Genomic DNA, 24,440 nt, shown 5'->3' with positions numbered 1-24,440 from the left:
CCCGGCATCTCTCCTTGTCGAATGGCCTGCCCTGACCTAAGTTGTACGACGACAGATGAATTACTCATCTGCGCGGGCTTCGCTCACATTCAATAACGACAAGAAAAAGGGATGAACATGAAAAAGCTGACACTGCTAATGGCGTTTCTGTGCCTGTTTACCGGCTACGCCGCTGCGGCGACTTCTGACGAGACTGATGTTGCCGAGGCGGTAGACAAGCTCACGCAAGCCATGTGGCACAAGGACATAAAGCAACTCAATGCGCTGACCGCCGACAACCTCACGTATGGACACTCCAGCGGCACCATTCAGGACAAGAAAGCGTTCATCGCAGACATCGAGACCGGCAAGAGCGCCTTTAACGAACTGAAGATGCTCAATCAGAAAATCATTCTTTCCGGCGATACCGCTCTGGTGCGCAATCATTTCTCGGCACAGGCAGTGAACAGCGGCAAGGTTGTGCCGACCGAAATCGAGAACTTCCAGATCTGGCAGAAGCAGAATGGCCAATGGCTGCTCATCGGGCGTCAGGCATTCCGCTTCTAAACCCACCGGTTCAAGGCAGCAGCAGGCGCTACTGCTGCGTGCCGAACATCGTCGTCCAGTAAATCCCTGCGTCACTTTTCGGGTCCATCGCGTAGGCTGCTCCCAACTCGCGGAAATCAGGACTCATCAGGTTGGCGCAGTGGCCGGGGCTCAGCAGCCAGCCATCCACCACCTTGCGCGCGCTGTCCTGGCCTGCAGCGATGTTCTCACCGACCTGCTGGCCTATATAGCCAGCAAGTTCGGCCCGATCGCCAGGCGTACGGCCGTCGCGATCCTTGTGGTCAAAGAAGTTCTGATTGGCCATTGCCTGCGAATGACGTTGTGCGGCAGTGCCCAGAACAGCGTTCCAGACCAGTGGCGTGGTAGCAGCGAAGGATTGCGTTCCGCACTGACGCGCCTGGGTACGGGCGTTATTAACCATTTCCAGAATTTTTTGCCCTTCTACCTGCCAATCGCCAAGACGCGAAGCCACCAGCGAGCGTGCCAGGACAATGCGCCAGTCTCGCCCCTGCCGGCTAACCCCGATGTCGACAAATTGCGGGTCCAGCACTACTCGGCAAAAACTCTCCAGCACCGCTTTAAGTGCCGAGTCAGCGTCATTGGGGCCGGACAGACTGATCGCCTGCACAGTGACCATTGGATAGGAGGCACGCGTCAGCGCCTGTTGAAGGTCCAGATTGCCAATGGCGGGCAGCACCAGACGTGCATCACTGTTCAGTGGCGGCAGCTCCATGGATACCTGCTCGCCACAGCGCTGTGCCTGACCACGATAGGCGTTGATGGATTCGATCAGTTGCGTATCGTCGCTGGCCAACGCAGCACTGGCAAAGATTGCAGAGCACAGCAGGGCCACAAATGATAACGATACTCTCGGGAGCGACAGGCGCAGGGTGTTGAAAATGACAGGCATGAAAAGTCTCTCTCGGGCTGAGTCCGCCTATGATGCGCGAAATGACCCGGTCGGGCGCAACGCCTTTTTCATGCCAGTGCGGAAATTAGCCACCGAAAAGGCAAAGACGTGCGCCAGACAGTACCGTGTTGAAACGACTCAAAGCTTGAAGTTGGCGACCAGCGAATTGAACGAGGTGGCCAGTCGCGACAGTTCCTGGCTCGAAGCGCTGGTCTGGTTGGCACCTGCGGCGCTCTGGGTCGAAAGGTCCTGAATGTTGATCAGGTTGCGGTCCACCTCGCGTGCGACCTGGGCCTGCTCTTCGGAAGCCGAAGCAATGACCAGGTTACGCTCGTTGATGGTCGCCACACCCTGGGTGATTTTTTCCAGCGCGGCACCGGCACGCAGCGCCAGCTCCTGAGTATTGGTGGCCAGAGACAGGCTCTTGCCCATCGCCGCAACAGCGCCATCGGCCCCGGACTGCACGGTGCTGATCATGCCTTCGATTTCCACTGTCGAGGCCTGAGTACGGTGTGCCAGGGCACGAACCTCATCAGCCACCACCGCAAAACCACGACCCTGTTCGCCGGCACGCGCGGCTTCGATGGCGGCATTCAACGCCAGCAGGTTGGTCTGTTCGGCGATACTGCGAATCACGTCCAGCACCTTGCTGATCTCACGCACATGCCCGGCCAGTTCTGACACAGCGCCAGTGGACTCGGTGATCTCGTGCACCATGGTGGTGATGCCCTTGACCGTATGATCCACCTGACCACGTCCATCGACTGCATCATCGGTTGCAGCCTTCGACGCCTCGGACGTCGACACCGCATTACGCGCCACTTCTTCCACAGCAGCAGTCATCTGATTCACGGCAGTCGCAGCCTGCTGGATTTCGTCGTTCTGGCGAGTCAGTCCGCGGGTGCTTTCATCGGTAACGGCGCTCAATTCTTCGGCAGCAGAGGCTAACTGGTCTGAAGCACTGGCAATTTGTTGAATGGTATTTTTCAGACCGGTCTGCATGTCGGACAGTGCGTCCAGCAGTTGTCCGGCCTCATCGCCACGATCAGAAACAATCGGTTGGGTCAGGTCGCCACCGGCAATGCGCTGAGCACTTGCTACCGCGACCGCCAACGGCCGGGTAATCATGCGGGTGATCAACAGCCCCAACATGATTGCCACCAGAAAGGCGATGACTACGCCGATTTCAAGCATCATCACCGAAGAATTCCGCAGATCGGCAGCAGCCGCAGCACCCTCTTTGATCTGACGGTTGTTGGAATCGATCATAGTGCGCAAATAGCTGCGCACCTTGATAAAGCCTTCCGAAGACAGTGTGTTCAGTCGGGTGCGGGCAGCGTCGTAATCACCGGCCTTGATCAGATCGACAACCTGCTGGGCTCCGGCAACGTAGCCGGGCATCATCAGCTCAAACTGGTCACCGGCGGCACGCTCGTCATCTTCCAGCGGCGTGGCACGGTAAATCGCGAATATCCTCTGTGCGCGAGCCAGATCTTCGCTCAACGCCTGTCGAACACGTTCCTTGTCGGCTTCAGGAACACCGCCATCCTGCGCATCCAGCAAACGGTACAGTCCACGGTTGTGAGCGGTGAGGCTGGTCAGCGTTTCATTAGTGTTGCTGACAGAAACAAGGTTGTTGGAAAAGGTAAGCTCAAGCGCGTTGCCCAAGCGGGTAACCCCTACCATGCCCAGGCCGCCAACGGTCAGTGTGATCAGTGCACAAACAATGAATGCCGAAAGAAGCTTGGTCGAAAACTTGGACTGACGCAGGAAATTCATGGGGCTTACCTGTTGCTGAATGAGGGGCGACATCCGTGCCTGAGAGTGACCAAATAGTCGTGATGTCATAATGACTTCACTCCACTTGGATCGTTCCAACGCACTCCCCACTTTTTTGATAGATAGCGCTTGTGCAACTACTTCCGTCTATCAATACAGGTCTGCCTGCGCGCCCCCCCGGCTGTCAGTGCAGCCTTGACGCTTGCGCAACACCTTCCGGCACGCCAGGGTTTTCAAGATGCTGCTCGGCGAACGCCCTGGCATCCCGGGTCATACGGTCGAGATGACGGTCACGCTGCTTCTCTGCATCGACCATTGCTCTCTTGCCGTGCTGTTTGAGCAGGTACGCATGAATCTGACGCACTTCCACCGAGCTGTAGATCGGAGCAATGTCCATGACCGCAAGCAGGCCATCCGTTCCATGATCCAGGGTGTTCATGATGACCTGCGGGCCGCGTGCGCCCAGGACCTGGAAGCCCAGCGCTTCGAAATACGCCACTTTGCCCACCAGGCAATACAGTTCTGCGTGCGGGTAGCGGCCGACCATCTTATTCAGCATCGAGCGTGCAATGCCCTGGCGACGATGGCTTTCGCGCACCGCCATATAGGCCACGGCACAAGCCTGTGGATCATCTTGCACAGGCAGGTACAGTAAAAACCCCAATACGGTTTCCGGGTCCTCATCGTCCAGCGCGACGATCAGTTCGACCGCCAGGTTTTGCGAGCCGTCCATGGCGTTCAGGTAGAGATGCACCTCATACCCCACGCCATACTGATACAGGTTGTACAGCGGATTGCTCGGCGCAATGGCTACCATGCTGATGTCGGTCACGTAGTCCACGACCATCTGCTGGATCTGGCTACGGATGAACTCCGGTGGCGGGGTTTGTAGCAACATGATGGTGGGCATGAGACGAGCGGCTCCATTGAACGGGGTGTGGCTGCACAAGGTGTGGCCACATGATAGCGCGTCAACGCTTTCAAAACCGATAATGTCACTTTGCCGCAGGATAACTTAGTTGTAACTTATACGACGACCTCAGAAGACAATATCAAAAAGCCAGCAATCTTGAATGTCACATTATTTAGTTGCACGATCGTTCCACACCGGGACGCCAGCACTTTATTACTGACGAGCCCTCAAAATGATAATGATTGCTATTAACCTTGGACAGCGTGATTAAACGTGCCTTTTATTAACACCAACATTTAATAAAAAATCCTTTAATTTCATGACTATAAATAACTAAAACCATGATTTTTTATACGTTCACCTGTAGCCCGCCTTCCTCATAGCCAAGAAAATTATTCAACTAATTGTGAAAGTTTTTACTCGGTTCCTCTCCCCTCTCAGTATTTATCTTAATCACCCCGATATATTTTTATAATCACCCCCCTGCCCCCACGCGCCTAAGATATACCGGCCTACTAAAAATATGAGGGATTCAAAATGCCGTTATTAAACTGGTCCAGACATATGGTGTGTCTGACTGCAGTCGGTCTCGTTACTGTTCCGACCGCCTATGCAGCAGACACCCTGACTCGCGACAATGGTGCCGTCGTCGGCGACAATCAGAACTCTCAGACTGCAGGCGCCCAAGGGCCTGTCCTGCTGCAAGATGTGCAGCTGTTGCAAAAGCTGCAGCGCTTTGATCGCGAGCGTATTCCGGAGCGCGTGGTCCACGCTCGCGGCACGGGTGTCAAAGGTGAGTTCACCGCATCGGCCGATATCAGCGATCTGAGCAAGGCCACGGTGTTCAAATCGGGCGAAAAAACCCCGGTCTTCGTGCGCTTTTCCTCCGTTGTCCATGGCAACCACTCGCCTGAAACCCTGCGCGACCCACACGGCTTCGCCACCAAGTTCTACACGGCAGACGGTAACTGGGACCTGGTAGGCAACAACTTTCCAACCTTCTTCATCCGTGACGCCATCAAGTTCCCGGACATGGTCCACGCCTTCAAGCCTGACCCGCGTACCAACCTGGACAACGATTCGCGTCGCTTTGACTTCTTCTCGCATGTTCCAGAAGCCACCCGTACGCTGACACTGCTGTATTCAAATGAGGGTACGCCTGCAGGCTATCGCTTCATGGACGGCAACGGCGTACACGCCTACAAACTGGTGAATGCCAAAGGCGAAGTGCACTACGTCAAGTTCCACTGGAAGACCCTGCAAGGCATCAAGAACCTTGATCCGAAAGAAGTCGCTCAGGTCCAGTCCAAGGACTACAGCCATCTGACCAACGATCTGGTCGGTGCCATCAAAAAGGGCGATTTCCCGAAATGGGACTTGTACGTTCAGGTCCTGAAGCCTGAAGAGCTGTCGAAATTCGACTTCGACCCTCTGGACGCCACCAAGATCTGGCCTGATGTCCCTGAGAAGAAAATCGGTCAGATGGTCTTGAACAAGAACGTCGACAACTTCTTCCAGGAAACCGAACAGGTCGCCATGGCCCCGGCTAACCTGGTTCCTGGTATCGAGCCTTCCGAGGACCGTCTGCTGCAAGGCCGTGTGTTCTCCTACGCCGACACCCAGATGTATCGCCTGGGCGCGAATGGTCTGAGCCTGCCGGTCAACCAGCCCAAGGTTGCGGTGAACAACGGTAATCAGGACGGTGCTCTGAATACCGGTCACACCACCAGCGGCGTCAACTATGAGCCGAGCCGTCTGGAGCCACGTCCAGCCGACGAAAAAGCGCGCTACAGCGAACTGCCGATCAGCGGCACCACCCAGCAGGCGAAGATTACGCGTGAGCAGAACTTCAAGCAGGCGGGTGATCTGTATCGCTCCTACAGCCCTAAAGAGAAGACCGACCTGGTGCAGAGCTTTGGCGAGTCGCTGGCTGACACCGACACCGAAAGCAAGAACATTATGCTGTCGTTCCTGTACAAGGCAGATCCGGACTATGGCACTCGGGTAACCGAAGTCGCCAAGGGCGATCTGAGCAAGGTCAAGTCGCTGGCTGCAAGCCTCAAAGACTGATGATCTGATGTCCCGCTCCGGCGTTCACGACGCCGGGGCGGTTCCAGCCAGGAGAACGCCTGTGAAAAATCTGATCTATGCCTTGCTGCTGTTTGCTGCAGCCGCAAACGCAACCCCACCCGCCCCGGCACCCGCTTCCGAACTGACCGCTGAACAGACCGCCAGCCAGTTGCGCACGCTGTTTTTCGACGCGTCCCGTGAAGGTAACAACCCGATGCTGGACACCTTCATCGAAGCCCATTACGACCTCAACGTGCGTGACGAACAGGGCTATACCGGCCTTATTCTGGCCGCCTATCACGGCCATGAAGATTCGGTGGAACGCCTGATCAATGCCGGTGCTGACCCTTGCGCCAAGGACAATCGCGGCAACACTGCGCTGATGGGCGCGATTTTCAAGGGTGAGCTGAGCATCGCCAAGCGCCTGGTTCAGGCCGATTGCGGCCCAAACCTGACCAACAATGCCGGGCAGACGGCGGCCATGTACGCGGCGCTGTTCAAACGCACTGAAGTGCTCAAGGCGTTGACCGACCAAGGTGCCGACCTGACCATCCGTGACAGCATGGGCAACGACGTGCAGGGCTTGTCGAAAGGCGAATTCCAGACACTGCCTGCCCGCTGACGTTTTTTGGACTCAATCCTTGCGTTCGATCATTTCGTAGATGCGGCTGGCGAACGCGTCCATGGTGAACGGCTTGGTGAGCACCCACATCCCCGGATCCAGATGGCCGTTACCAATGATGGCGTTCTCAGCATAACCGGTGATGAACAGCACTTTAAGGTCTGGTCGAATGATGCGCGCAGCATCCGCCAGTTGCCGACCGTTCATGCCGCCAGGCAACCCGACGTCGGTTACCAGCAGGTCGATACGCATATCGGACTCCAGCATCTTCAGCGCAGACGCGCCCTCGCCCGCCTCGATCGGGATATACCCCTGATCCTCCAGCACTTCGGCCACCAGCATACGGATGGTCGGCTCATCGTCGACAATCATCACCGTACGCTCGGTCTGCGCAGGCGCCGATTCGCAAGTCTCGACAGCCTCGACCTCTTCCGCAGCCCCAAGGTAATGACGCGGCAGGTACAGGCACATGGTCGTGCCCTGCTCAGGTTCAGAGTAGATACGCACCTGCCCACCGGACTGGCGCACAAAACCGTACACCATCGACAATCCCAGACCCGTGCCCTGCCCGAGTGGCTTGGTGGTGAAAAACGGGTCGAACGCGCGGTTGATAACCTCAGGCGACATGCCGGTACCGGTGTCACTGACACACAGCGACAGGTATTGCCCCGGTGTCAGATCCCGGCTCTGGGAGCCGCGCTCGTCAATCCACCGGTTAGCGGTTTCGATGGTGATTCGCCCGCCTCGCGGCATGGCATCCCTGGCATTGATACACAGGTTCAACAGCGCATTTTCCAGTTGCGGGGCGTCAATGAACGTCGACCACAACCCGACTGAGGTCACGACTTCCAGCGTGATGTGAGGTCCGACCGTACGTCGAATCAGCTCTTCCATCCCGATCACCAGCCGGTTGATATCGACCGGCTTGGGGTCAAGCGTCTGTCGACGTGAAAACGCCAGCAGCCGGTGAGTCAGCGACGCTGCACGCTTGGATGCATCCTGCGCAGCCCCTATGTAGCGATCTATTTCAGTGAAACGGCCCTGGCTCATGCGCGTCTTGAGCAGTTCCAGCGAGCCGGTGATACCGGTCAGCAGGTTGTTGAAGTCGTGGGCGATACCGCCAGTCAACTGACCAACCGCTTCCATCTTCTGCGACTGGCGCAGGGCATCCTCAGCCTGAGCCAGGCGTTCCTGCTCGCGCAACCGTTCGCTGACGTCGTAGGCAAACAGATACGCGCCAATGGACTGGCCTTGTGCATCGCGAAGCGTGCTGTAACGCATTTCGAAGTGGCTGGCCGGATCCTTCGAATCGCTGAAGCTGACGCTTTCGGCAAACTCCTCGCCTGCCAACGCCCGCGTCCAGCGCTGTTTAAGGCCCGCTTTGCTCTGCGGACAGTCGTCCAGCAGGTCGAGCATATTGTCGCCTACCTGAGGACGGACGCCAAAAAGACGCTCGAACTCGCGTAGCGCTGAGCCATTGATGGCCATCCAGCGGTAATTGGCGTCGATGACATGGATGAATGCATTGGTGCCATTGACGACATCGGCGAGCACATTGCGCTCGGCGACGGCCTCGACAATACGAGCCTCCAGCGTTTCATTCATCTGCTGTAACGCCAGCTCTGCGCGCTTGCGTTCGGTGATGTCTTGAAACAACACCGCTACCTGCTTGCGGCTGGCCGGCTCGATGCGGAACGCGGTCAGTGCCAGGTAGCGCCCGGTCGCCACCAGCTCGCGCTCGAAGCGGACCGGCTCACCGGTGCGCAATACCTTGCCGTAGAACTCGACCCAGCCATCCGCCTCTTCGCGAACCATCTCGCGCAGCTTCTTGCCCACCACATTGGGAATGCCGGCGTGATACTCGTAAGCCGGGTTGGCTTCAATATGAATGTAATCGCTCAACGGGCCGTGCGGGCCGTCAAAGAACTTGATGATGCAAAAGCCTTCATCCATCGCGTTGAACAGAAAACGATAACGCTCCTGAGAGTGCGCCAGGGCGTTTTCGGCCTCCTGACCACTGACGCTCAGGCGCTCTTTAAGCGAGGCGTTTTCCTGCTCCAGAGCCGATAATCGGCTCTGGAGATGTTGTAGATCTGTCGGGGTCACGGCGGAGGCACCTGCGGTGTGGGTTGCGCCGCGTTCCCTTCAGGCAGGGCGGCACGAGCACGCTACGAGAAAAAACGCTCAGTTGCAAAAATAATGGCATTTTGCATTCGAAAATCGATGATTTTCGAAAGTCAGGGCGGTATGTGCTTCTCGATACAGCCAGAGCGAGCCCGACCGAGCAGCCCTCCAACAGCATACAACGTCAGCTCATTCCGATCCTGCTGTTCGCAGAAGCAACCATTCATCCACGATCTGGCCCATGTTTTTGGGCTCGCCATTAGTGATCCACGCCATGAATGGCCGGTCGAACCTGAACGACGGCCCGCATTGTCCGGTCATGAAGCGCCTCACGTTCTGCGTATTTCGGTAGCGGTCGTCCACCGGGGTATCACGTGTAACAGGATCGGAGTGCCAGTCGAATGTCATGCGTTACCCTGCCCGACAGTGTTGAAAGTCTGTGCTTTATAGCTGGAAATCAGCAAGCCCCGCGACTGCTGACTGCCGGTTATGAGAGCCGATCCGTTTACTCTCCGGCAAACGGCACCAGCGACTCCAGCAGCCATGCACCTGCTGGCCCCAGGCTGCGCTGGAATGACCAGATGACATCGACCGCCGAGCGACGCGGCCAGCCCGAGACTTTCAGCTCTTTGAGCAGCCCGCCCGAATAGCGCGACACCAGCCAGCGCGGCAACGCCGACCAGCCAAAACCGAAGGCAGCCATGTCCATCAACAGCAGGTAATTGGGCGCTGACCAATGACGGTGACCGCTGGTGGGCAGGTCGTCGGTGGGGATGCTGTGCTCGACCAGCGTGTTGAGGCGCAATGCGCGGTAACCCGCCAGTTGCTGATAATCGACCCGTTCCAGCGCGGCAAGCGGATGTTTATGCGAGACGAACAGACCGAAATCGGCACTTTCGTCGATGGTCGCGTGACCGATCTCCGGTGGGTAGCTGGCTTGCGCCGACAGCAGCCCCAATAATGCCCTGCCCGACTGCACCAGGCTGATGGCATCACCGTGCTCGGCGAATACGCATTCCATCTCCAGCTCCGGAAAGCGCTGATCCAGCTCGGTCATCAGCCGTTCGAAATCAGCGAACTGGTTGGCGTCCGACAGCACCAGCGTCAGCCTTGGCTCGACGCCTGCCGCAAGCCTTGCAGCAGCCCGGCGCAGTCGGTCCGAGGCGCACAACAGGTCATCGACACGGCCGAGCATGACCCTCCCGGCTTCGGTCAGAACCGGCTGCCTGGAAGAGCGATCGAACAGCTCCAGCCCAAAATCGATCTCCAGGCGGGCAATTGCTTCACTGATCGTCGACTGACTCTTGCCCAGACGGCTTGCAGCTGCACTGAACGAACCCAGCGCGGCAATCTGGGCGAAGGCTTCCAGGGCTTCCGGTGAATAACTCATGACACTCTCTTATCGGCTTTACCGATGGTATTGATTTTCAGGTTAACGCAAACACCGATGATAATGCTGCCACCCACGAGCACAAAGGACAGTCTTATAATGAGCAACAGCCCACAACACGCCAGCCAGCACGCATCCGTAGCGTCCAAGACCCTGCGTGAAAGGGCGCTGCACGCCAGCCTGTTCGAGATCGGTGGCGTGATTCTGGTCGCACCGCTGCTGGCCTGGCTCATGAACCATTCGCTGGCAATGATGGGCGCCATGACAGTGATGATCTCCACCATCGCCATGCTTTGGAACATGCTCTACAACGCCCTGTTCGACAGACTGCGCAACAGGTACGGGTTTGCCATGAGCCTGACCACTCGCGTGCTGCACGCAACAGGTTTCGAAGCCGGACTGATTCTGGCCGTCGTGCCACTGGCCGCATGGTGGCTGACGATCAGCCTGATGGAAGCATTCTGGCTGGATATCGGTCTGCTGCTGATGTTTCTGCCTTACACCATGCTGTTCAATTGGGCCTACGACGCACTGCGTGAACGTGTAGTGCAGCGGCGTATGGCCAGGTGTGAGGTGCCTTGAGAGGAGAGGTCTGCGCGGGCGCTCAGGCATCAGCTATATAGATGCACCGCATCAGTTCTTCTCACTGGATTATCAAATCAGCTCCGTTGCAAACTGTCGCCCAATGACCACGGCAAGGACACCCTTCAATGACAACTGAAATACTCAAACTGGCGGCATTCAGCGATGGCGATCGCGGTGGAAACCCGGCAGGCGTGTGGATTGGCGATGCGCTGCCCGATAACCTCGTCATGCAGCAGCTTGCCGCCGAGGTCGGCTTTTCCGAAACCGTGTTTGCCGCTCCTGTGGAAAGTTGCTGGCGTGTACGTTATTTCTCGCCGCTGGCAGAGGTCCCGTTCTGCGGACACGCGACCATCGCTTTGGGCGCAGCACTGGCGGCACGGCAAGGCGACGGCGTGTTCAGCCTGACGCTCAATCAGGCGCAGATCACTGTCGAAGGCCATGCGCAAGGCTCCCTGACTTCGGCAGCACTGCAATCGCCACCGACCTTCAGCAAGCCGATCAGCGCGCAGTTGCTGGAAGAGGCCCTGGCGCTATTCGGCTATACGCACAACGATCTGGATGAACGCATTAAGCCAGCGCATATCAACGGCGGTGCCGGGCACCTTGTGCTCGCGCTGAACAGCCGGGCACAGCTCAAGGCTATGCACTATGACCAGCAGGCCGGTCGAGAGCTGATGGTACGCGAAGGCTGGGCGACTATTTTGCTGGTATGGGCCGAAACCGAACAGCTGTTCCACACTCGCAACCCATTTGCCTTCGGCGGCGTTTATGAAGACCCGGCTACCGGTGCGGCCACGGCGGCCCTGGGTGGTTATCTGCGCGATATAGGCTGGCCGCACGGTGGCCTGATAGACATTATTCAGGGCGAGGACATGGGCAGCCCGTCACGTCTGCGCGCGGAAATCCCCGAGCAGCCCGGGAGTTCGATCCGGGTGTCGGGGATGGCGCGCACGTTGTAGTCAGAATCAGGTCCTGAGCTTGCTGCCGCCGATAGCCACGCCCAAGAGCATCACGGCAACGATCATGAACGCCAGCTCAAGGCTGCTGACATGGGCGATGAAACCGATTGCCGCAGGACCAATCAGAATCCCGGCGTAACCAACCGTGGTGATCGCCGGAATCGCCACGCTTTCCGGCATGGTCTTCTGCCGACCGACTGCGCTGTAGCAGACCGGTACGATGTTCGAGCAACCCGCGCCTACCAATGCATACCCCAGCAGCGCCGCCTGCCAGACCGGGATCAATGTCGCGACGGCCAGCCCCGCTGCGGCACACAGCCCGCCAAGAATGATCACTCGATTGGAGCCCACCCGTTTTACCACCGGATCGCCAAACAACCGCCCCAGGGTCATGGTCGCGGCGAATACCGCATAGCCCAGTCCGGCATACGACGCTTCGACACCACGCAACGAGGTCAGGAATACCGCGCTCCAGTCAAGCATTGCGCCTTCGGCCAGAAATACGGTGAAGCACAGCAGGCCGATGAACAGCACCACGCCACGCGGGATGGCAAAGGCTGGCCCATCGGCCGGACTGCCGTAAGGCAACAGATTCGGCGCCGCTTTGGCCAGCGCAACCAACGTCAGAAATACCACGATCAGCATCGCCGTGAACGGCGAGATGCCCAGACTGAGCAAGCCGGCGACACCCGCGGCACCGACAATCCCACCGAGGCTGAACAGGCCATGGAATCCCGACATCATGGTCTTGCCGCTGGCACGCTCGACAATCACCGCCTGAACGTTGGCCGTGCAATCCACACCCCCCATGCTCGCGCCAAACAGGAACAGCGTGGCTATGAGTAGCGGCAGACTGGATATCGTCGCCAATAGCGGTAGACACAGACAGATCAACACCGTCGAGCAGACCAGCAACCGCCGACAGCCAAACCGCGCTGCCAGCGCACCGGCCAACGGCATCGAGAGAATCGAGCCTACGCCGAGGCACAGCAACAAAAGCCCGAGCGTGCCCTCATCAAGGCCCATCCGCTGTTTGACGTAAGGCACCAGCGGCGCCCAAGAGGCGACACTGAAACCGGCAATGAAAAACGCGATACGCGTCGAAGACTGCTCCGCCCGAGCCTTGGCATCCTGGGCTGCGGTGCTGAAAGAGGTCATGCATGCTCCTTGTAATTTGCCGAGTACGGTCACACCGGCCAGCGCGACAGCCTAACAAAGCTGATCGATTAGCCAAAACCTCTGATGCACTTGCATGAGGCTCGTTCCATCGTCGTGCAAGGGCCGTCCGATTTGCAGCTTTTTGCACCTCAGGCCAGTAGACTGACTACCACGCGCACCAGACAGGTGCGCAATCTGTCGAATCAGCTGTCGCGGAGGCCGTCGTGTACAAAGGTGTAGTGCTGTCGATCCTGGCGTCAACGCTGTTCGGGGTCATGTATTTCTATACGTCACTGATGACCCCGCTCGACGGTGAAGAGATCTTCGGCTGGCGCATGCTGCTCACCGTGCCATGCGCGACGCTGTTCATGCTGGTCAGCGGAGACTGGCGGCGAGTCCGCGAAGTGACTGTCCGGCTCAGGCAGCAACCGCTGCTGATCTTCGCGCTGCTGCTGTCTTCGGTGCTGATCGGCGCGCAATTGCTGATCTTCATGTGGGCACCGCTGCACGGGCGCAGCCTGGAGGTGTCGCTGGGTTATTTCCTGCTGCCGCTGAGCATGATTCTCACCGGCCGCATCGTGTACGGCGAGCACCTCTCCTACCTGCAGAAAGTCGCTGCGGTGTTTGCCATGATCGGCGTGGCGCATGAGCTGTGGAGGCTGGGCAGTTTCTCCTGGGAAACCCTGCTGGTCGCGGGCGGCTATCCCCTTTACTTCGTGCTGCGTCGCAAGCTCAGGACCGACCACCTCGGCGGGCTCTGGTTCGACATGCTGCTGATGCTACCCATCGGCCTGTGGTTTATCGCCAACGGTCATCCACAAGCCATCCAGCAGGCACCGCTGCTGTACCTGCTGATTCCCGTGCTCGGGGTCATCAGTGCCTCGGCACTGGTCAGTTATATCGTTGCCAGCCGGTTGCTGCCGTTCAGCCTGTTCGGGTTGCTCAGTTATGTCGAGCCGGTGCTGCTGGTCGGCGTCGCCCTGTTGCTGGGCGAGAGCATCGGCCGCGATGAATGGCTGACTTACCTGCCAATCTGGCTGGCCGTCGTGGTGCTGATGATCGAAGGCGCCAAACACGTGCTGGCCCAGCGCCGTCGGGATGCAGCCTGAAGCTCAGGTCTCGGTGAAACGCTCCAGTTGCATTTCCTGAAGCCGACTCAGGGTGCGCCGAAAGGCAAACGACAGATAACCCTGGGTGTAGTTCGTCCATCGGCACAGGCGCTTCTACATACAGCGGAATGCGCCGGTCGTAACATTCGTCCACCAGCGCAATGAAACGTCGCACGCCGTCGTCGTTGGGCGATAACTGCGGCAGCTCGCGGTCGCCTGCCGTCACCTGCTCCACGCCATCCTCGGTGCCACGGGCAATCTTCGCCTCGCGCTGGGCGGCGCTGAGGGGCGGCACTTCGCTGAGCAGAATCACCGAGAAACGATCACACAACGCGATAAAATCCATCGCAGCCAGCGGTTGTTCACACAGGTCACGATAGCGGCACCACACTGCCGTATCGGAATGCTGAACCACATTGATGCTGCGATAACCGAGCATGACCTGCGAGTCGTGAACCGGCTGGCCAGCGCTCAGCGCTTCGAATATCCCCTTCAATGAACTTGGCTGACCGGCCTGTGCAACCCAGTAACGCTGGTGCAACTGTCCGGGGTGCAGGCGATGATCCTCGCCGCCGTCGACCGCCACCACATTCATGTATTTCAGGATCGCGGCGACCGCTGGCAGGAAGCGCTCACGATTATGGCCGTGGCTGTACAACTTTTCCGGTGGCTGATTGGACGTACAGACCAGCACTACGCCCTCTTCGAACATAACTTGCAGCAGCCCACCGAGAATCACTGCGTCGCCGATGTCAGTCACGAACAACTCATCGAAACACATCACCCGCACTTCCCGCGCCAGCTCTTTGGCGACCACGGTCAGCGGCTGAGGCGTGCCCATCAGCTCGAACATGCGCTTGTGCACCCAGCGCATGAAGTGATGAAAATGCTGACGCCGGGCCGGCACGCTCAGGCTTTCGAAAAAGCGGTCCATCAACCAGGTCTTGCCGCGCCCGACCGGCCCCCACAAATAGACGCCCTGTGCCCGACCCCGCGCATCGGCCAGGGCCTCATAGCACGCCTGCAACTGTCGGGCAGCCTGCAACTGCGCCTGATCAGGCTGAAAACCACGCTGGACGGCACGTTCGTAGGCTTGCAGCGGGGAGACAGCATCCATCAGGCACACACCTTAGGTATCAGAGAAAAGACATCCAGCCTGAAACGCGGCTCATGCGTGCTGCACGCCGGCGCGCTTGAGCAGCCGCTTGCAGCGCTCGGACAGATGCACCACTCGCAAATGCTTGCCCGCTTTGACATAGCGCTCGCGCAAGGTCTTGAGCGCAGCAATGGCCGAGTAATCGACGAAACTCAGGTGGCGACAGTCCAGTGTCACCTGTGCAGGGTCCTCGGCCGGGTTGAACTGGTCGAGAAACGGCGTGGTCGAGGCGAAGAACAGCGTGCCGTGCAGGTGGTAGACCTTGCTGCCATCGGCCTCTACATGGCTGTCTGCATACAGCTCGCGGGCCTGCTGCCAGGCAAAGTTGATCGCCGCGATGATGATGCCGAACAGCACCGCAGTGGCCAGATCGGTGAGCACCGTGACCACGGTCACGGCAATGATCGCCAGTACGTCATTGACCGGCACCTTGCGCAGCACACGCAACGATGCCCAGGCGAAAGTCTGCTGGGCAACCACAAACATCACCCCGACCAGCGCCGCCAATGGAATGCGCTCGATCAGCGGCGACAGAAACAGCACGAACATCAGGATCATCAAACCCGCCACCACGCCCGACACACGACCGCGGCCGCCGGAACTGAGGTTGATCACCGTCTGGCCGATCATCGCGCAACCGCCCATGCCGCCGAAGGCACCGGAGACCACGTTGGCAGCGCCCAGCGCTACGCACTCACGATCCGGATAGCCACGGGTTTCGGTGATCTCGTCGGTCAGGTTCAGGGTCAGCAGGGTTTCCAGCAGGCCGACCAGCGCCATCAGGATGGCGTATGGGGCGATGATGCGCAGGGTGTCCAGGTTCCACGAAATGTCCGTCATGGCGAATACCGGCAGGCCACCGGCAATGTGCGCCATGTCGCCCAGGGTGCGGGTCGGCAGGCCGAGCAAATAAACCGCCAGCCCGACGCTCAGGATCGCCACCAGCGCAGGCGGTGCAACACGGGTCAGGCGCGGCAACAGATAGACAATCGCCATGGTCAACGCCACCAGACCGAGCATCACGTACAGCGGCGTACCGCTGAGCCATGACTCACCCACCTTGAAGTGCTCCAATTGCGCCATCGCGATGACACGTTGACGAAGCCCAGCATCACCGGATAAGGCACCAGCCGCACCAGTTTGCCGAGCCGCAGCAGCCCGAACAGGATCATGATCAAACCGCCCAGCAATACGGTCGCCAGCAAATATTGCACGCCGTGCTGCACCACCAGCGCGACGATCACCACCGCCATCGAACCGGCCGCGCCGGAAACCATGCCCGGACGCCCGCCGAACAGGGCCGTCAGCGTACAAATGATGAACGCGCCGTAGAGCCCCATCAGCGGGTTGAGATGGGCCACTAGTGCAAAGGCATGCACTCGGGCACCAAGGCAAAGGATGTCGTGAGCCCGGCCAGGACTTCGGCGCGTATACGGATTGATTTCATGGGTTACCTGAACCGCGCCCCGTGGAGGAAGCGCAAAAAAGGAGGCATATTACGCAAACCCGCCGCCACCGACCACCGCAGCAAGGCTTCAAAACAGCGTTCTTCGATGATCGGCGGCGACCCAAAACAACAAGGAATCATGTGATGCCAAGGAATAAGACACTGTTATGCGCGGCGCTTGTGCTGAACGCTTCCCTTGCCTGCGCTCAAGACCCGGCACCTGACCTTGATGCCGTTGTGCAGCAAGCGGCGCAGCAGGTGATGCAGGAAAACAACATTGCAGGCATGTCCATCGCCATCACCCGCAACGGTACACAACAGTTCTATAACTACGGCGTCGCCTCAAAAACAACCGGCCAGCCGGTGTCCAGCGATACGTTGTTCGAACTGGGCTCGATCAGCAAAACCTTCACTGCCACACTGGCCACCTGGGCGCAGGCCAATGGGCAGTTGTCGCTGACCGACAGCATCGACACCTACCTGCCGCAATTGAATGACACACGCCTGGGCAAAATACCGGTCTTTCACCTCGGCACCCACACAGCAGGCGGCTTCCCCCTTCAAGTGCCCGACAAGGTGCAGAACACTCGCCAATTGATGGACTATTTCAAGGCCTGGCAGCCCGACTACCTGCACGGCACACACCGCACTTATGCCAACCCCAGTGTGGGCCTGCTCGGCCTGGTTGCGGCGCGCAGCATGAAGCTGCCGTATGAAAAAGCCCTCCAGCAGCGACTGTTTCCGGCGCTGAACCTGAGCAACACCTACGTGAACGTGCCCGACGAAAAGCAGAAGCTTTATGCGCAGGGCTACAACAAACTCGACGAACCGGTCAGGGTTAACCCAGGTCCTCTGGCGAGTGAAGCCTACGGCGTGAAATCGAGTGCGCGGGACATGATCCGTTTTGTCGAGGCAAACCTTGGGCCTGGTCAGTACGACGCGCCGCTGCAACGCGCTCTCAGTGACACACGGATCAGCTATTTCAAAGTCGGCGGCATGACTCAGGACCTGATCTGGGAGCAGTATCCGATGCCGGTTGGCTTGGCGCATCTGCTTGAAGGCAACGCCAGTGCCATGCTGAACACGCTCAAAACCGAAGTGATCGAGCCGCCGCAGGCAGCGCAATCTGCGGTCTGGGTCAACAAGACCGGATCAACCAACGGTTTCGGTGGCTATGTCGCGTTCATACCGGAAAAACAGCTCGGCATCGTGATTCTGGCCAACAAGAACTATCCGAATGAAGAACGGGTAAGGCTGGCCTACCGGATTCTCGGCGAGTCAGGCTGCTGTTCAAAGCCCTGAAAAAAGCCCTGCTCCCCCGGCAGCTTCGATTTCAAGCAGCTTGCGCTTGCGCTCGACACCCCAGCGATAACCGGATAACGACCCGTCGCTGCGCACGACCCGATGACAGGGAATGGCAACTGCCAGCGTGTTGGCACCGCACGCATTCGCCACTGCGCGAACTGCGCTGGGCATACCGATACGCGTGGCGATATCGGTGTAGGTTGCGGTCGATCCGGCAGGTATATCCCTGAGCGCCTGCCATACCCGCTCCTGAAAAACCGTGCCGCGGATATCAAGCGGCAGCGCGAGGCCGGTCGCAGGCGACTCGACAAAGCCCACGACCCTGGCGACAAGTTGTTCAAACTCTTCATCCCCGCCGATCAGGTTGGCATTGGGGTACTGGTCCTGAAACTTTTCGACCAGCACATTGGGGTCGTCTCCGAGTGAAATGGCGCAGATACCCTTGGGGCTTCTGGCCACCAGAATCGAACCCAGCGAGCTTTCACCCAGTGCAAACCTGATGTCGACATTGGCCCCGCCTGCCCGGTACTCAGAAGGTTTCATGCCCAGCATTTTTTGCGAAGCCTCATAGAATCGGCTGTTGGAGTTGAAACCTGCTTCATACAGCGCACTGGTGATGGTCACATCGTGGGAAAGCTGGACTTTCACTCGCGAGCGCAAGGACGCGACGCTGTAGGCTTTGGGCGTCAACCCGGTGAGTTTCTTGAAAGTGCGATGAAAATGAAAACTGCTCATCCCGACCTTTTCCGCAAGCGCAGCGAGATTGGGCATCGAGTCGCAGGCGTCTATCAGCCTGCAGGCTTCGGAAACGGCCGAAGCATGCTTGAGGTCCACGCTTTGCTGATCACTGCCACTGCGCCGCGACAGGCGAAACCCGGCAGCTTCAGCCTCGCTCGCCGAAGAAAAGAACACGACGTTTTCCGGCCTTGGAAGTTTGCTCGGGCTGCCGGGTTTGCAGTAGATACCGGTTGTCAGCACACCGTAGACGAAGTCAGCGCCCGCACCTGAACGACGATTGAGCAGGACCTCCCAGCGCGGGTCCTCTTCGGTTCGTGGCGCGCGCGTTTTCAACGTGCCTTTCATGTTTTCCATGGTGATGGCCTGTCTTGGGTTTCGATGAGCCTATCCCTGTCGCAACACACAGGCACTCCGAGTCTTGCTCTCAAATTCGAGATAAATCGATGTCGCTGAAGTTGGCCGGTACTCGCCACAAATACCAGGCGGCAATGGTTCGGTAAGGCGCGAAGCGCTCGGCAAGCCGTGCCATTTGCCGGTAGCCTTCGCACACGCCGAAGTCGCTGGCGGGCATCACATCCAGCTGACCGAGCCCGTAAATGAGCATCATCATCTCCACGGTCCAGCGCCCCACGCCCGGCAGTTGGATCAGGCGTTCGACCAGTGCTTCGTTGCCCATGGCCAGTGCCGCACTGACCTCAGGCACCAGACCGTCCACTCGCGCAGCGGCAATCGCCTTGATCGCCCGGCATTTGGACGCCGAGAACCCACAGGAGCGCAGTGCCTGATCATCCAGCTCGACCAGTGCCTGCGCCCCCGGGAAGCTGTCATCCACAAAAAGCGCACGCAACCTCATGACCATCGCATCGCCTGCCCTGGCATGCAATTGCTGGTAGGCGACGGCCTTGACCAGCGCCTGAAACGGGTCCTGCGCTGCACTGACCGGGTGCAGACAGGGGCCGACCTGGTCAATCAGCGACTGCCATTGCGGGTCTATGGACCTGAGCGCAGCGACCGCCTCAGCATGCCTGCGGTCAGCGCTGTCTGATTCTGATGACATGATGATTTCCGGAATAAGGCGGTCAGACGGGCAACCACAGTTTACAGGGGTGTTGAAAATGATCGCTGATTTCCGAAGACCGCGGAACGTTCAGAAAACCGTGATCGATTAGCTGAACCTGACCTGAACGACTTTTCAAAAACGCAATCCCGATAAAAAACAACTACCCGCAGTCAAGAATGAGTATCATTATGTTACGCAGTGTTTCCGGCTTATAGCTCGCTGAAGCACGTTCACCCTACAGTTTTGACCCGGTGAGATATGCTCGTTCCGTTTTTGATCATGCTGCGCGAAGGCATCGAAGCCGCGCTGATTGTTGGCATTATCGCCAGTTACCTGAAGCAGACCGGCCGCGGCGAGTGGATGCCTGCGGTGTGGATCGGCGTGTTCCTCGCTGCCGCGCTGTCGCTGTTCGTCGGTGGCGGGCTTGAGTTGATGAGCGCCGAATTCCCGCAGAAGCAACAGGAGTTGTTCGAAGGCATTGTCGGCCTGATCGCCGTGGGCATTTTAAGCTCGATGGTGTTCTGGATGCGCAAGGTTGCCCGCTCGATCAAGCACGCGTTGCATGAGTCTCTGGACGCTGCCCTCACCGGCTCGAAAAACCAGACCTACGCGCTGATCGCCATGGTGTTTTTCGCCGTGACCCGCGAAGGGCTGGAGACCGTATTCTTTCTGCTCGCCGTGTTCCAGCAGAGCGAAGGCTCGGGCGCACCGCTGGGTGCCCTGCTCGGCCTGTTGCTGGCCGTGGGCTTCGGCGTAGCCATTTACAGCGGCAGCATGCGCCTGAACCTGGGCCTGTTTTTCCGTTGGACCGGGCTGTTCATTCTGGTGGTGGCTGCGGGCATTCTGGCCAACTCCGTTCAGGCTTTGCATGAAGCCGGGATCTGGAATCATCTGCAGGAAGTGGTCTTCGACATCAGCGCACTGTTGCCGATGGATGGGCCTGCCGGCTCGGTACTGGCCGGCATGTTCGGTTACCAGGACGCTCCGACCGTCAGCACCTTGAGCGTCTACCTGATTTACCTGATCGGGGCGCTGTTGCTGTTCTTCATGCCGCACACCCCGGCGTCCGGCAAGACCCTACAGCCGAAAACATCTTCTGTGACGAACGAATAAGGGCACCCATGTCTATCCGTACCCCAGGGCCTTCCGAGAACGCCCGGTCGCCCCGTGTCCTGCAATTGGCTGTCGCCGGTTCGGTGATCCTGATGATTGCCGCTGGCGGGCTGTTCTATTACGCCTCGCAGGTCGCGGCAAAAAAGCGTACAGCCAATGCCGGCACTGAAACCGTGGTCAATATTTACGCCCGCAACTGTGAGCCGAATGTGCTGACAGTGGCGGCGGGCAAGAATGCCTTCCGCATCGTCAACCGCTCGGAACGCGCCGTCGAATGGGAAATTCTCGATGGCGTGCTGGTGGTTGAAGAGCGGGAAAACATTGCGCCGGGGTTGAGCCAGGTGATCAATGCCAATCTGGCTCCCGGCGATTACGCGATCACCTGCGGCCTGCTCAGCAACCCGCGTGGCACCTTGCACGTCACCCCGACCGCCGAGTCCGATGCAAAAGCCAAGGCGCGCCCGTCGATGACCGCCTTCATCGGCCCTCTTTCCGAATACCGGGTGTACCTGAGCCTGCAAGGTTCGGCGCTGATCAAGGCCGTGACGGCTCTGCAACAAGCCATTGACGCTGGCGACCTGAGCGCCGCTCAGGCGGCCTACCTGCCCGCCCGCACCGCGTATCAGCGTATTGCTCCGGCTGCTCAGCGCCTCTCGGAACTGGACAACGCCATCAACGCCCGCGCCGATTACTACGAGAAGCGTGAACAGGATCCGGGCTTTACCGGCTTCCATCGCATTGAATACGCATTGTTCGATCAGCACAGCGTCGAGGGCCTGTCGCCCGTCGCGCAGCGCCTGCAAACCGATGTCACTCAGCTCAAACAGCAGTTGATGGCGCAATCGCTGGCCCCCGAACAACTGGCCGCCATCGCCACCCGCACGATGCGCAGCCTGGCTGACGTACGCAGTAACGGCGAAGAGGAACGCTACAGCCACAGCGACCTCAACGGCTTTGCCGCCAACCTGGACGGAACCCGCAAAATCGTCGATCTGCTGCGTCCGTTGTTGACCCGCAGTGCTGCCGATCTGCTGCAGAAGATCGATGCGGCCATGGCTGATCTGGACACCACACTTAATGCGTTGAGCACCGCTGAGGGAGGCATGCGCCCCTATGACCAGGTGGACGAGACGCAGCGTCGGCAAATCGCCGCCAAGGCCGGCGCGCTGGCTGACGCACTCAACGGCATCGACGCGGCACTTGGCCTTTCTGGCCTCTGATTCACTGGAGCACAGCACACTACGATGAAAAACCCAGACAACAGTCCAGAAGCCACTAACGCCCCCGCTTCAATACAGCGTCGCCGTGTCCTGATGGGTCTCGGTGCTGCCGGTGCCGCGCTGGCTGGCAGCAGCCTGAGCGGCAACGTACTGGCCGCAACGCCGGCGCAAGTCACCGAAGCACCGAACAGTGAAAAGACCCAGGACCACAACGACTTTCATGGCCTGCATCAGACCGGCATCGTCAACCCGCGTCCGGCCGCAGGCATGCTGGTCGCGTTCGACGTGCTGGCTGNNCGACCGCGAAGATCTCGAGCGCCTGTTCCGCACGCTCAATGAGCGCATCGCGTTCCTGATGACCGGCGGCCCGGTGCCGGAGATTGATCCGAAACTGCCACCGCCTGATTCCGGCATTCTTGGCCCGGTGGTCACCCCGGACAACCTGACCATTACCGTGTCGGTAGGCGAATCGCTGTTCGATGAGCGCTTTGGCCTGACCCCGGTCAAACCCAAACGCCTGATCCGCATGACCGGCTTCCCCAACGACGCGCTGGATCCGGCCAGTTGCCATGGCGACCTGAGCATCCAGTTCTGCGCCAACACCGCCGACAGCAACATTCACGCCCTGCGCGACATCGTCAAGAACCTGCCTGACCTGCTGCTGGTGCGCTGGAAACAGGAAGGCACCGTGCCGCCCCAGGCACCGAAGAAGCCTGGCCAGCCGCCGGAAAGCGCGCGCAATTTCCTCGGCTTCCGGGATGGCTCGGCAAANNNCCATGAACGAGCTGGTCTGGGTGCAGCCGGGTAGCGACGAGCCAGCGTGGGCCGCCAACGGTAGCTATCAGGCCGTGCGGATCATCCGTAACTTCGTGGAACGCTGGGACCGCACGCCATTGCAGGAGCAGGAATCGATTTTCGGCCGCAGCAAAAGCACCGGTGCACCTATGGACGGCAAGGTCGAGACCGACGTACCCAACTACGCGGCAGACCCGGAAGGCAAGAAAACCCGACTGGATTCGCACATCCGCCTGGCCAACCCGCGTACCGCCGAAAGCCAGCGCAACCTGATCCTGCGCCGTCCGTTCAATTACTCCAACGGGGTGAACAAGAACGGTCAGCTGGACATGGGCCTGCTGTTCATCTGCTATCAGGCTGACCTGGAAAAAGGCTTCATCACCGTTCAGAGCCGCCTCAACGGCGAGCCGCTGGAGGAATACCTCAAGCCGGTCGGTGGGGGTTACTTCTTCACCCTGCCGGGGGTAACCGGTGACCAGGATTTCATCGGCCGCTCGCTGCTGGCAGCTGCTTCGCCCACTAAAACCGCATGACCTACCCACTCCAGACCCGGAAGACACCCATGAAAAAGACGCCCCTGGCTTTGCTCTTGACCCTTGGCCTGCTCCAGACGCCACTGGCTGCCTTTGCCGCCACCGCGCCGCTGGACCTGGTAGGTCCGGTTTCGGACTACAAGATTTACGTAACCGAAAACATCGAAGAACTGGTCAGCCATACCCAGAAGTTCACCGATGCCGTGAAGAAAGGCGACATCGCGACAGCCAAAAAGCTGTATGCCCCTACCCGCGTGTACTACGAGTCGGTAGAGCCGATTGCCGAACTGTTCAGTGACCTGGATGCGTCCATCGACTCACGCGTCGACGACCACGAACAAGGCGTGACGGCAGAAGACTTCACCGGTTTCCATCGTCTGGAGTACGCGCTGTTCTCTCAGAACACCACCAAGGACCAGGGCCCTATCGCCGACAAGCTGATGAGCGACGTCAAGGACCTGGAAAAGCGTGTAGCCGACCTGACCTTCCCGCCTGAAAAAGTCGTCGGTGGCGCAGCCGCCTTGCTGGAAGAAGTGGCGGCGACCAAGATCTCCGGCGAAGAAGACCGTTACAGCCACACCGACCTGTACGACTTCCAGGGCAACATCGACGGCGCGAAGAAAATCGTCGACCTGTTCCGCCCGCAGATCGAGCAGCAGGACAAAGCCTTCTCCAGCAAAGTCGACAAGAACTTTGCCACCGTGGACAAGATTCTGGCCAAGTACAAGACCAAGGACGGTGGCTTTGAAACCTACGACAAGGTGAAAGAGAACGACCGCAAAGCCCTGGTCGGCCCGGTCAACACCCTGGCTGAAGACCTCTCGACCCTGCGCGGCAAACTGGGCCTGAACTGACCTGAAACGCCGCGCCTGAAAGCGCTTTTTAACTCGATGGCACTGACGACGCAG

20 protein-coding genes and 3 pseudogenes are annotated in these 24,440 nt (G+C 59.0%); 12 read left to right on the top strand and 11 right to left on the bottom strand.

Going from position 1 to position 24,440, the window contains the following annotated elements; genetic code table 11:
• Positions 1–117: 117 nt before the first annotated feature.
• On the top strand, positions 118–546 hold the full coding sequence (locus ALO64_RS05120; RefSeq protein WP_032701925.1) for a nuclear transport factor 2 family protein: 429 nt from the start codon (positions 118–120) through the stop codon (positions 544–546).
• Positions 547–574: 28 nt separating this feature from the next.
• Here the strand turns inward: ALO64_RS05120 and ALO64_RS05115 are convergent, their stop codons facing one another.
• The 3 genes from ALO64_RS05115 to ALO64_RS05105 form a co-directional block, all read right to left on the bottom strand.
• A complete protein-coding gene (locus ALO64_RS05115; protein ID WP_044343744.1) occupies positions 575–1,456 on the bottom strand; it encodes a CAP domain-containing protein in 882 nt (293 codons plus the stop codon).
• Positions 1,457–1,594: 138 nt separating this feature from the next.
• Positions 1,595–3,235, bottom strand: a complete 1,641-nt coding sequence (locus ALO64_RS05110; protein ID WP_005734722.1) for a methyl-accepting chemotaxis protein — start codon at positions 3,233–3,235, stop codon at positions 1,595–1,597.
• 184 nt (positions 3,236–3,419) lie between these two features.
• Positions 3,420–4,145 carry a GNAT family N-acetyltransferase gene (locus ALO64_RS05105; RefSeq protein ID WP_005734721.1) on the bottom strand — a complete coding sequence of 242 codons (726 nt, stop codon included), beginning with the start codon at positions 4,143–4,145 and terminating at the stop codon, positions 3,420–3,422.
• A gap of 567 nt (positions 4,146–4,712) precedes the next feature.
• Between ALO64_RS05105 and katB the strand changes: the two genes are divergently transcribed.
• Together katB and ALO64_RS05095 are read left to right on the top strand one after the other, a co-directional pair.
• Positions 4,713–6,218 (top strand): catalase KatB, encoded by a 1,506-nt coding sequence (katB, locus tag ALO64_RS05100; RefSeq protein ID WP_004665787.1) that lies wholly within the window; start codon positions 4,713–4,715, stop codon positions 6,216–6,218.
• 61 nt (positions 6,219–6,279) lie between these two features.
• Positions 6,280–6,840: an ankyrin repeat domain-containing protein gene (locus ALO64_RS05095; RefSeq protein WP_005734718.1), complete on the top strand. Its 561-nt coding sequence runs from the start codon at positions 6,280–6,282 to the stop codon at positions 6,838–6,840.
• Positions 6,841–6,852: 12 nt separating this feature from the next.
• Here ALO64_RS05095 and ALO64_RS05090 read toward each other — a convergent pair whose 3' ends face one another.
• The 3 genes from ALO64_RS05090 to ALO64_RS05080 form a co-directional block, all read right to left on the bottom strand.
• Positions 6,853–8,946, bottom strand: coding sequence for a hybrid sensor histidine kinase/response regulator (locus ALO64_RS05090; protein WP_044343743.1), 2,094 nt, complete (start codon positions 8,944–8,946; stop codon positions 6,853–6,855).
• Between the two features lie 207 nt (positions 8,947–9,153).
• Entirely contained in the window at positions 9,154–9,372 is a 219-nt protein-coding gene (locus ALO64_RS05085) for a DUF6434 domain-containing protein (protein WP_052508569.1), read from the bottom strand.
• A 97-nt stretch (positions 9,373–9,469) separates the two neighbouring features.
• Positions 9,470–10,354, bottom strand: coding sequence for a LysR family transcriptional regulator (locus ALO64_RS05080; protein ID WP_044343742.1), 885 nt, complete (start codon positions 10,352–10,354; stop codon positions 9,470–9,472).
• A 99-nt stretch (positions 10,355–10,453) separates the two neighbouring features.
• Here ALO64_RS05080 and ALO64_RS05075 point away from each other — a divergent pair, with 99 nt between their 5' ends.
• Both ALO64_RS05075 and ALO64_RS05070 read left to right on the top strand, forming a co-directional pair.
• Positions 10,454–10,936: a multidrug/biocide efflux PACE transporter gene (locus ALO64_RS05075; protein ID WP_002554176.1), complete on the top strand. Its 483-nt coding sequence runs from the start codon at positions 10,454–10,456 to the stop codon at positions 10,934–10,936.
• Positions 10,937–11,064: 128 nt separating this feature from the next.
• A complete protein-coding gene (locus ALO64_RS05070) occupies positions 11,065–11,898 on the top strand; it encodes a PhzF family phenazine biosynthesis protein (protein ID WP_044343741.1) in 834 nt (277 codons plus the stop codon).
• Positions 11,899–11,904: 6 nt separating this feature from the next.
• Here the strand turns inward: ALO64_RS05070 and ALO64_RS05065 are convergent, their stop codons facing one another.
• Entirely contained in the window at positions 11,905–13,056 is a 1,152-nt protein-coding gene (locus ALO64_RS05065; protein WP_005733761.1) for an MFS transporter, read from the bottom strand.
• A 224-nt stretch (positions 13,057–13,280) separates the two neighbouring features.
• Between ALO64_RS05065 and rarD the strand changes: the two genes are divergently transcribed.
• The gene (gene rarD, locus ALO64_RS05060; RefSeq protein ID WP_044319240.1) at positions 13,281–14,165 is read left to right on the top strand and encodes an EamA family transporter RarD; all 885 of its coding nucleotides are present in this window, start codon (positions 13,281–13,283) and stop codon (positions 14,163–14,165) included.
• Between the two features lie 3 nt (positions 14,166–14,168).
• Here rarD and zapE read toward each other — a convergent pair.
• Positions 14,169–15,282 (bottom strand): annotated as a pseudogene (gene zapE, locus ALO64_RS23850) (cell division protein ZapE).
• 51 nt (positions 15,283–15,333) lie between these two features.
• Positions 15,334–16,768, bottom strand: a pseudogene (locus tag ALO64_RS05055) (SulP family inorganic anion transporter).
• Here ALO64_RS05055 and ALO64_RS25660 point away from each other — a divergent pair.
• A complete protein-coding gene (locus tag ALO64_RS25660) occupies positions 16,767–16,913 on the top strand; it encodes a hypothetical protein (protein ID WP_005744526.1) in 147 nt (48 codons plus the stop codon). The pseudogene ALO64_RS05055 and the gene ALO64_RS25660 overlap by 2 nt on opposite strands.
• Entirely contained in the window at positions 16,913–18,070 is a 1,158-nt protein-coding gene (gene ampC, locus ALO64_RS05050; RefSeq protein WP_044321840.1) for a class C beta-lactamase, read from the top strand. Before ALO64_RS25660 ends, ampC begins: the two co-directional genes overlap by 1 nt.
• Here ampC and ada read toward each other — a convergent pair.
• Positions 18,059–19,165 (bottom strand): bifunctional DNA-binding transcriptional regulator/O6-methylguanine-DNA methyltransferase Ada, encoded by a 1,107-nt coding sequence (gene ada, locus ALO64_RS05045; protein WP_044323082.1) that lies wholly within the window; start codon positions 19,163–19,165, stop codon positions 18,059–18,061. The two genes, ampC and ada, sit on opposite strands and share 12 nt — an antisense overlap.
• 70 nt (positions 19,166–19,235) lie before the next feature.
• Entirely contained in the window at positions 19,236–19,868 is a 633-nt protein-coding gene (locus ALO64_RS05040) for a DNA-3-methyladenine glycosylase family protein (protein WP_044343740.1), read from the bottom strand.
• Positions 19,869–20,129: 261 nt separating this feature from the next.
• On the opposite strand from ALO64_RS05040, the gene efeU reads away from it, so the two are divergent.
• The 4 genes and pseudogenes from efeU to efeO (ALO64_RS05020) all read left to right on the top strand — a co-directional run bounded on the left by efeU (position 20,130) and on the right by efeO (ALO64_RS05020) (position 24,386).
• A complete protein-coding gene (gene efeU / locus ALO64_RS05035) occupies positions 20,130–20,984 on the top strand; it encodes an iron uptake transporter permease EfeU (RefSeq protein ID WP_044343739.1) in 855 nt (284 codons plus the stop codon).
• A gap of 8 nt (positions 20,985–20,992) precedes the next feature.
• On the top strand, positions 20,993–22,204 hold the full coding sequence (gene efeO / locus ALO64_RS05030; protein WP_044343738.1) for an iron uptake system protein EfeO: 1,212 nt from the start codon (positions 20,993–20,995) through the stop codon (positions 22,202–22,204).
• A 24-nt stretch (positions 22,205–22,228) separates the two neighbouring features.
• Positions 22,229–23,532: pseudogene (gene efeB / locus ALO64_RS05025) on the top strand (iron uptake transporter deferrochelatase/peroxidase subunit).
• Positions 23,533–23,561: 29 nt separating this feature from the next.
• The gene (gene efeO / locus ALO64_RS05020) at positions 23,562–24,386 is read left to right on the top strand and encodes an iron uptake system protein EfeO (RefSeq protein ID WP_005733750.1); all 825 of its coding nucleotides are present in this window, start codon (positions 23,562–23,564) and stop codon (positions 24,384–24,386) included.
• Positions 24,387–24,440 lie beyond the last annotated feature (54 nt).

This window comes from Pseudomonas meliae, from assembly GCF_001400515.1.
GTDB lineage: Bacteria > Pseudomonadota > Gammaproteobacteria > Pseudomonadales > Pseudomonadaceae > Aquipseudomonas > Aquipseudomonas amygdali.
The sequence above is the reverse complement of the archived record's forward strand: the minus strand, read 5'-3'. Positions and strand labels throughout refer to the sequence as shown.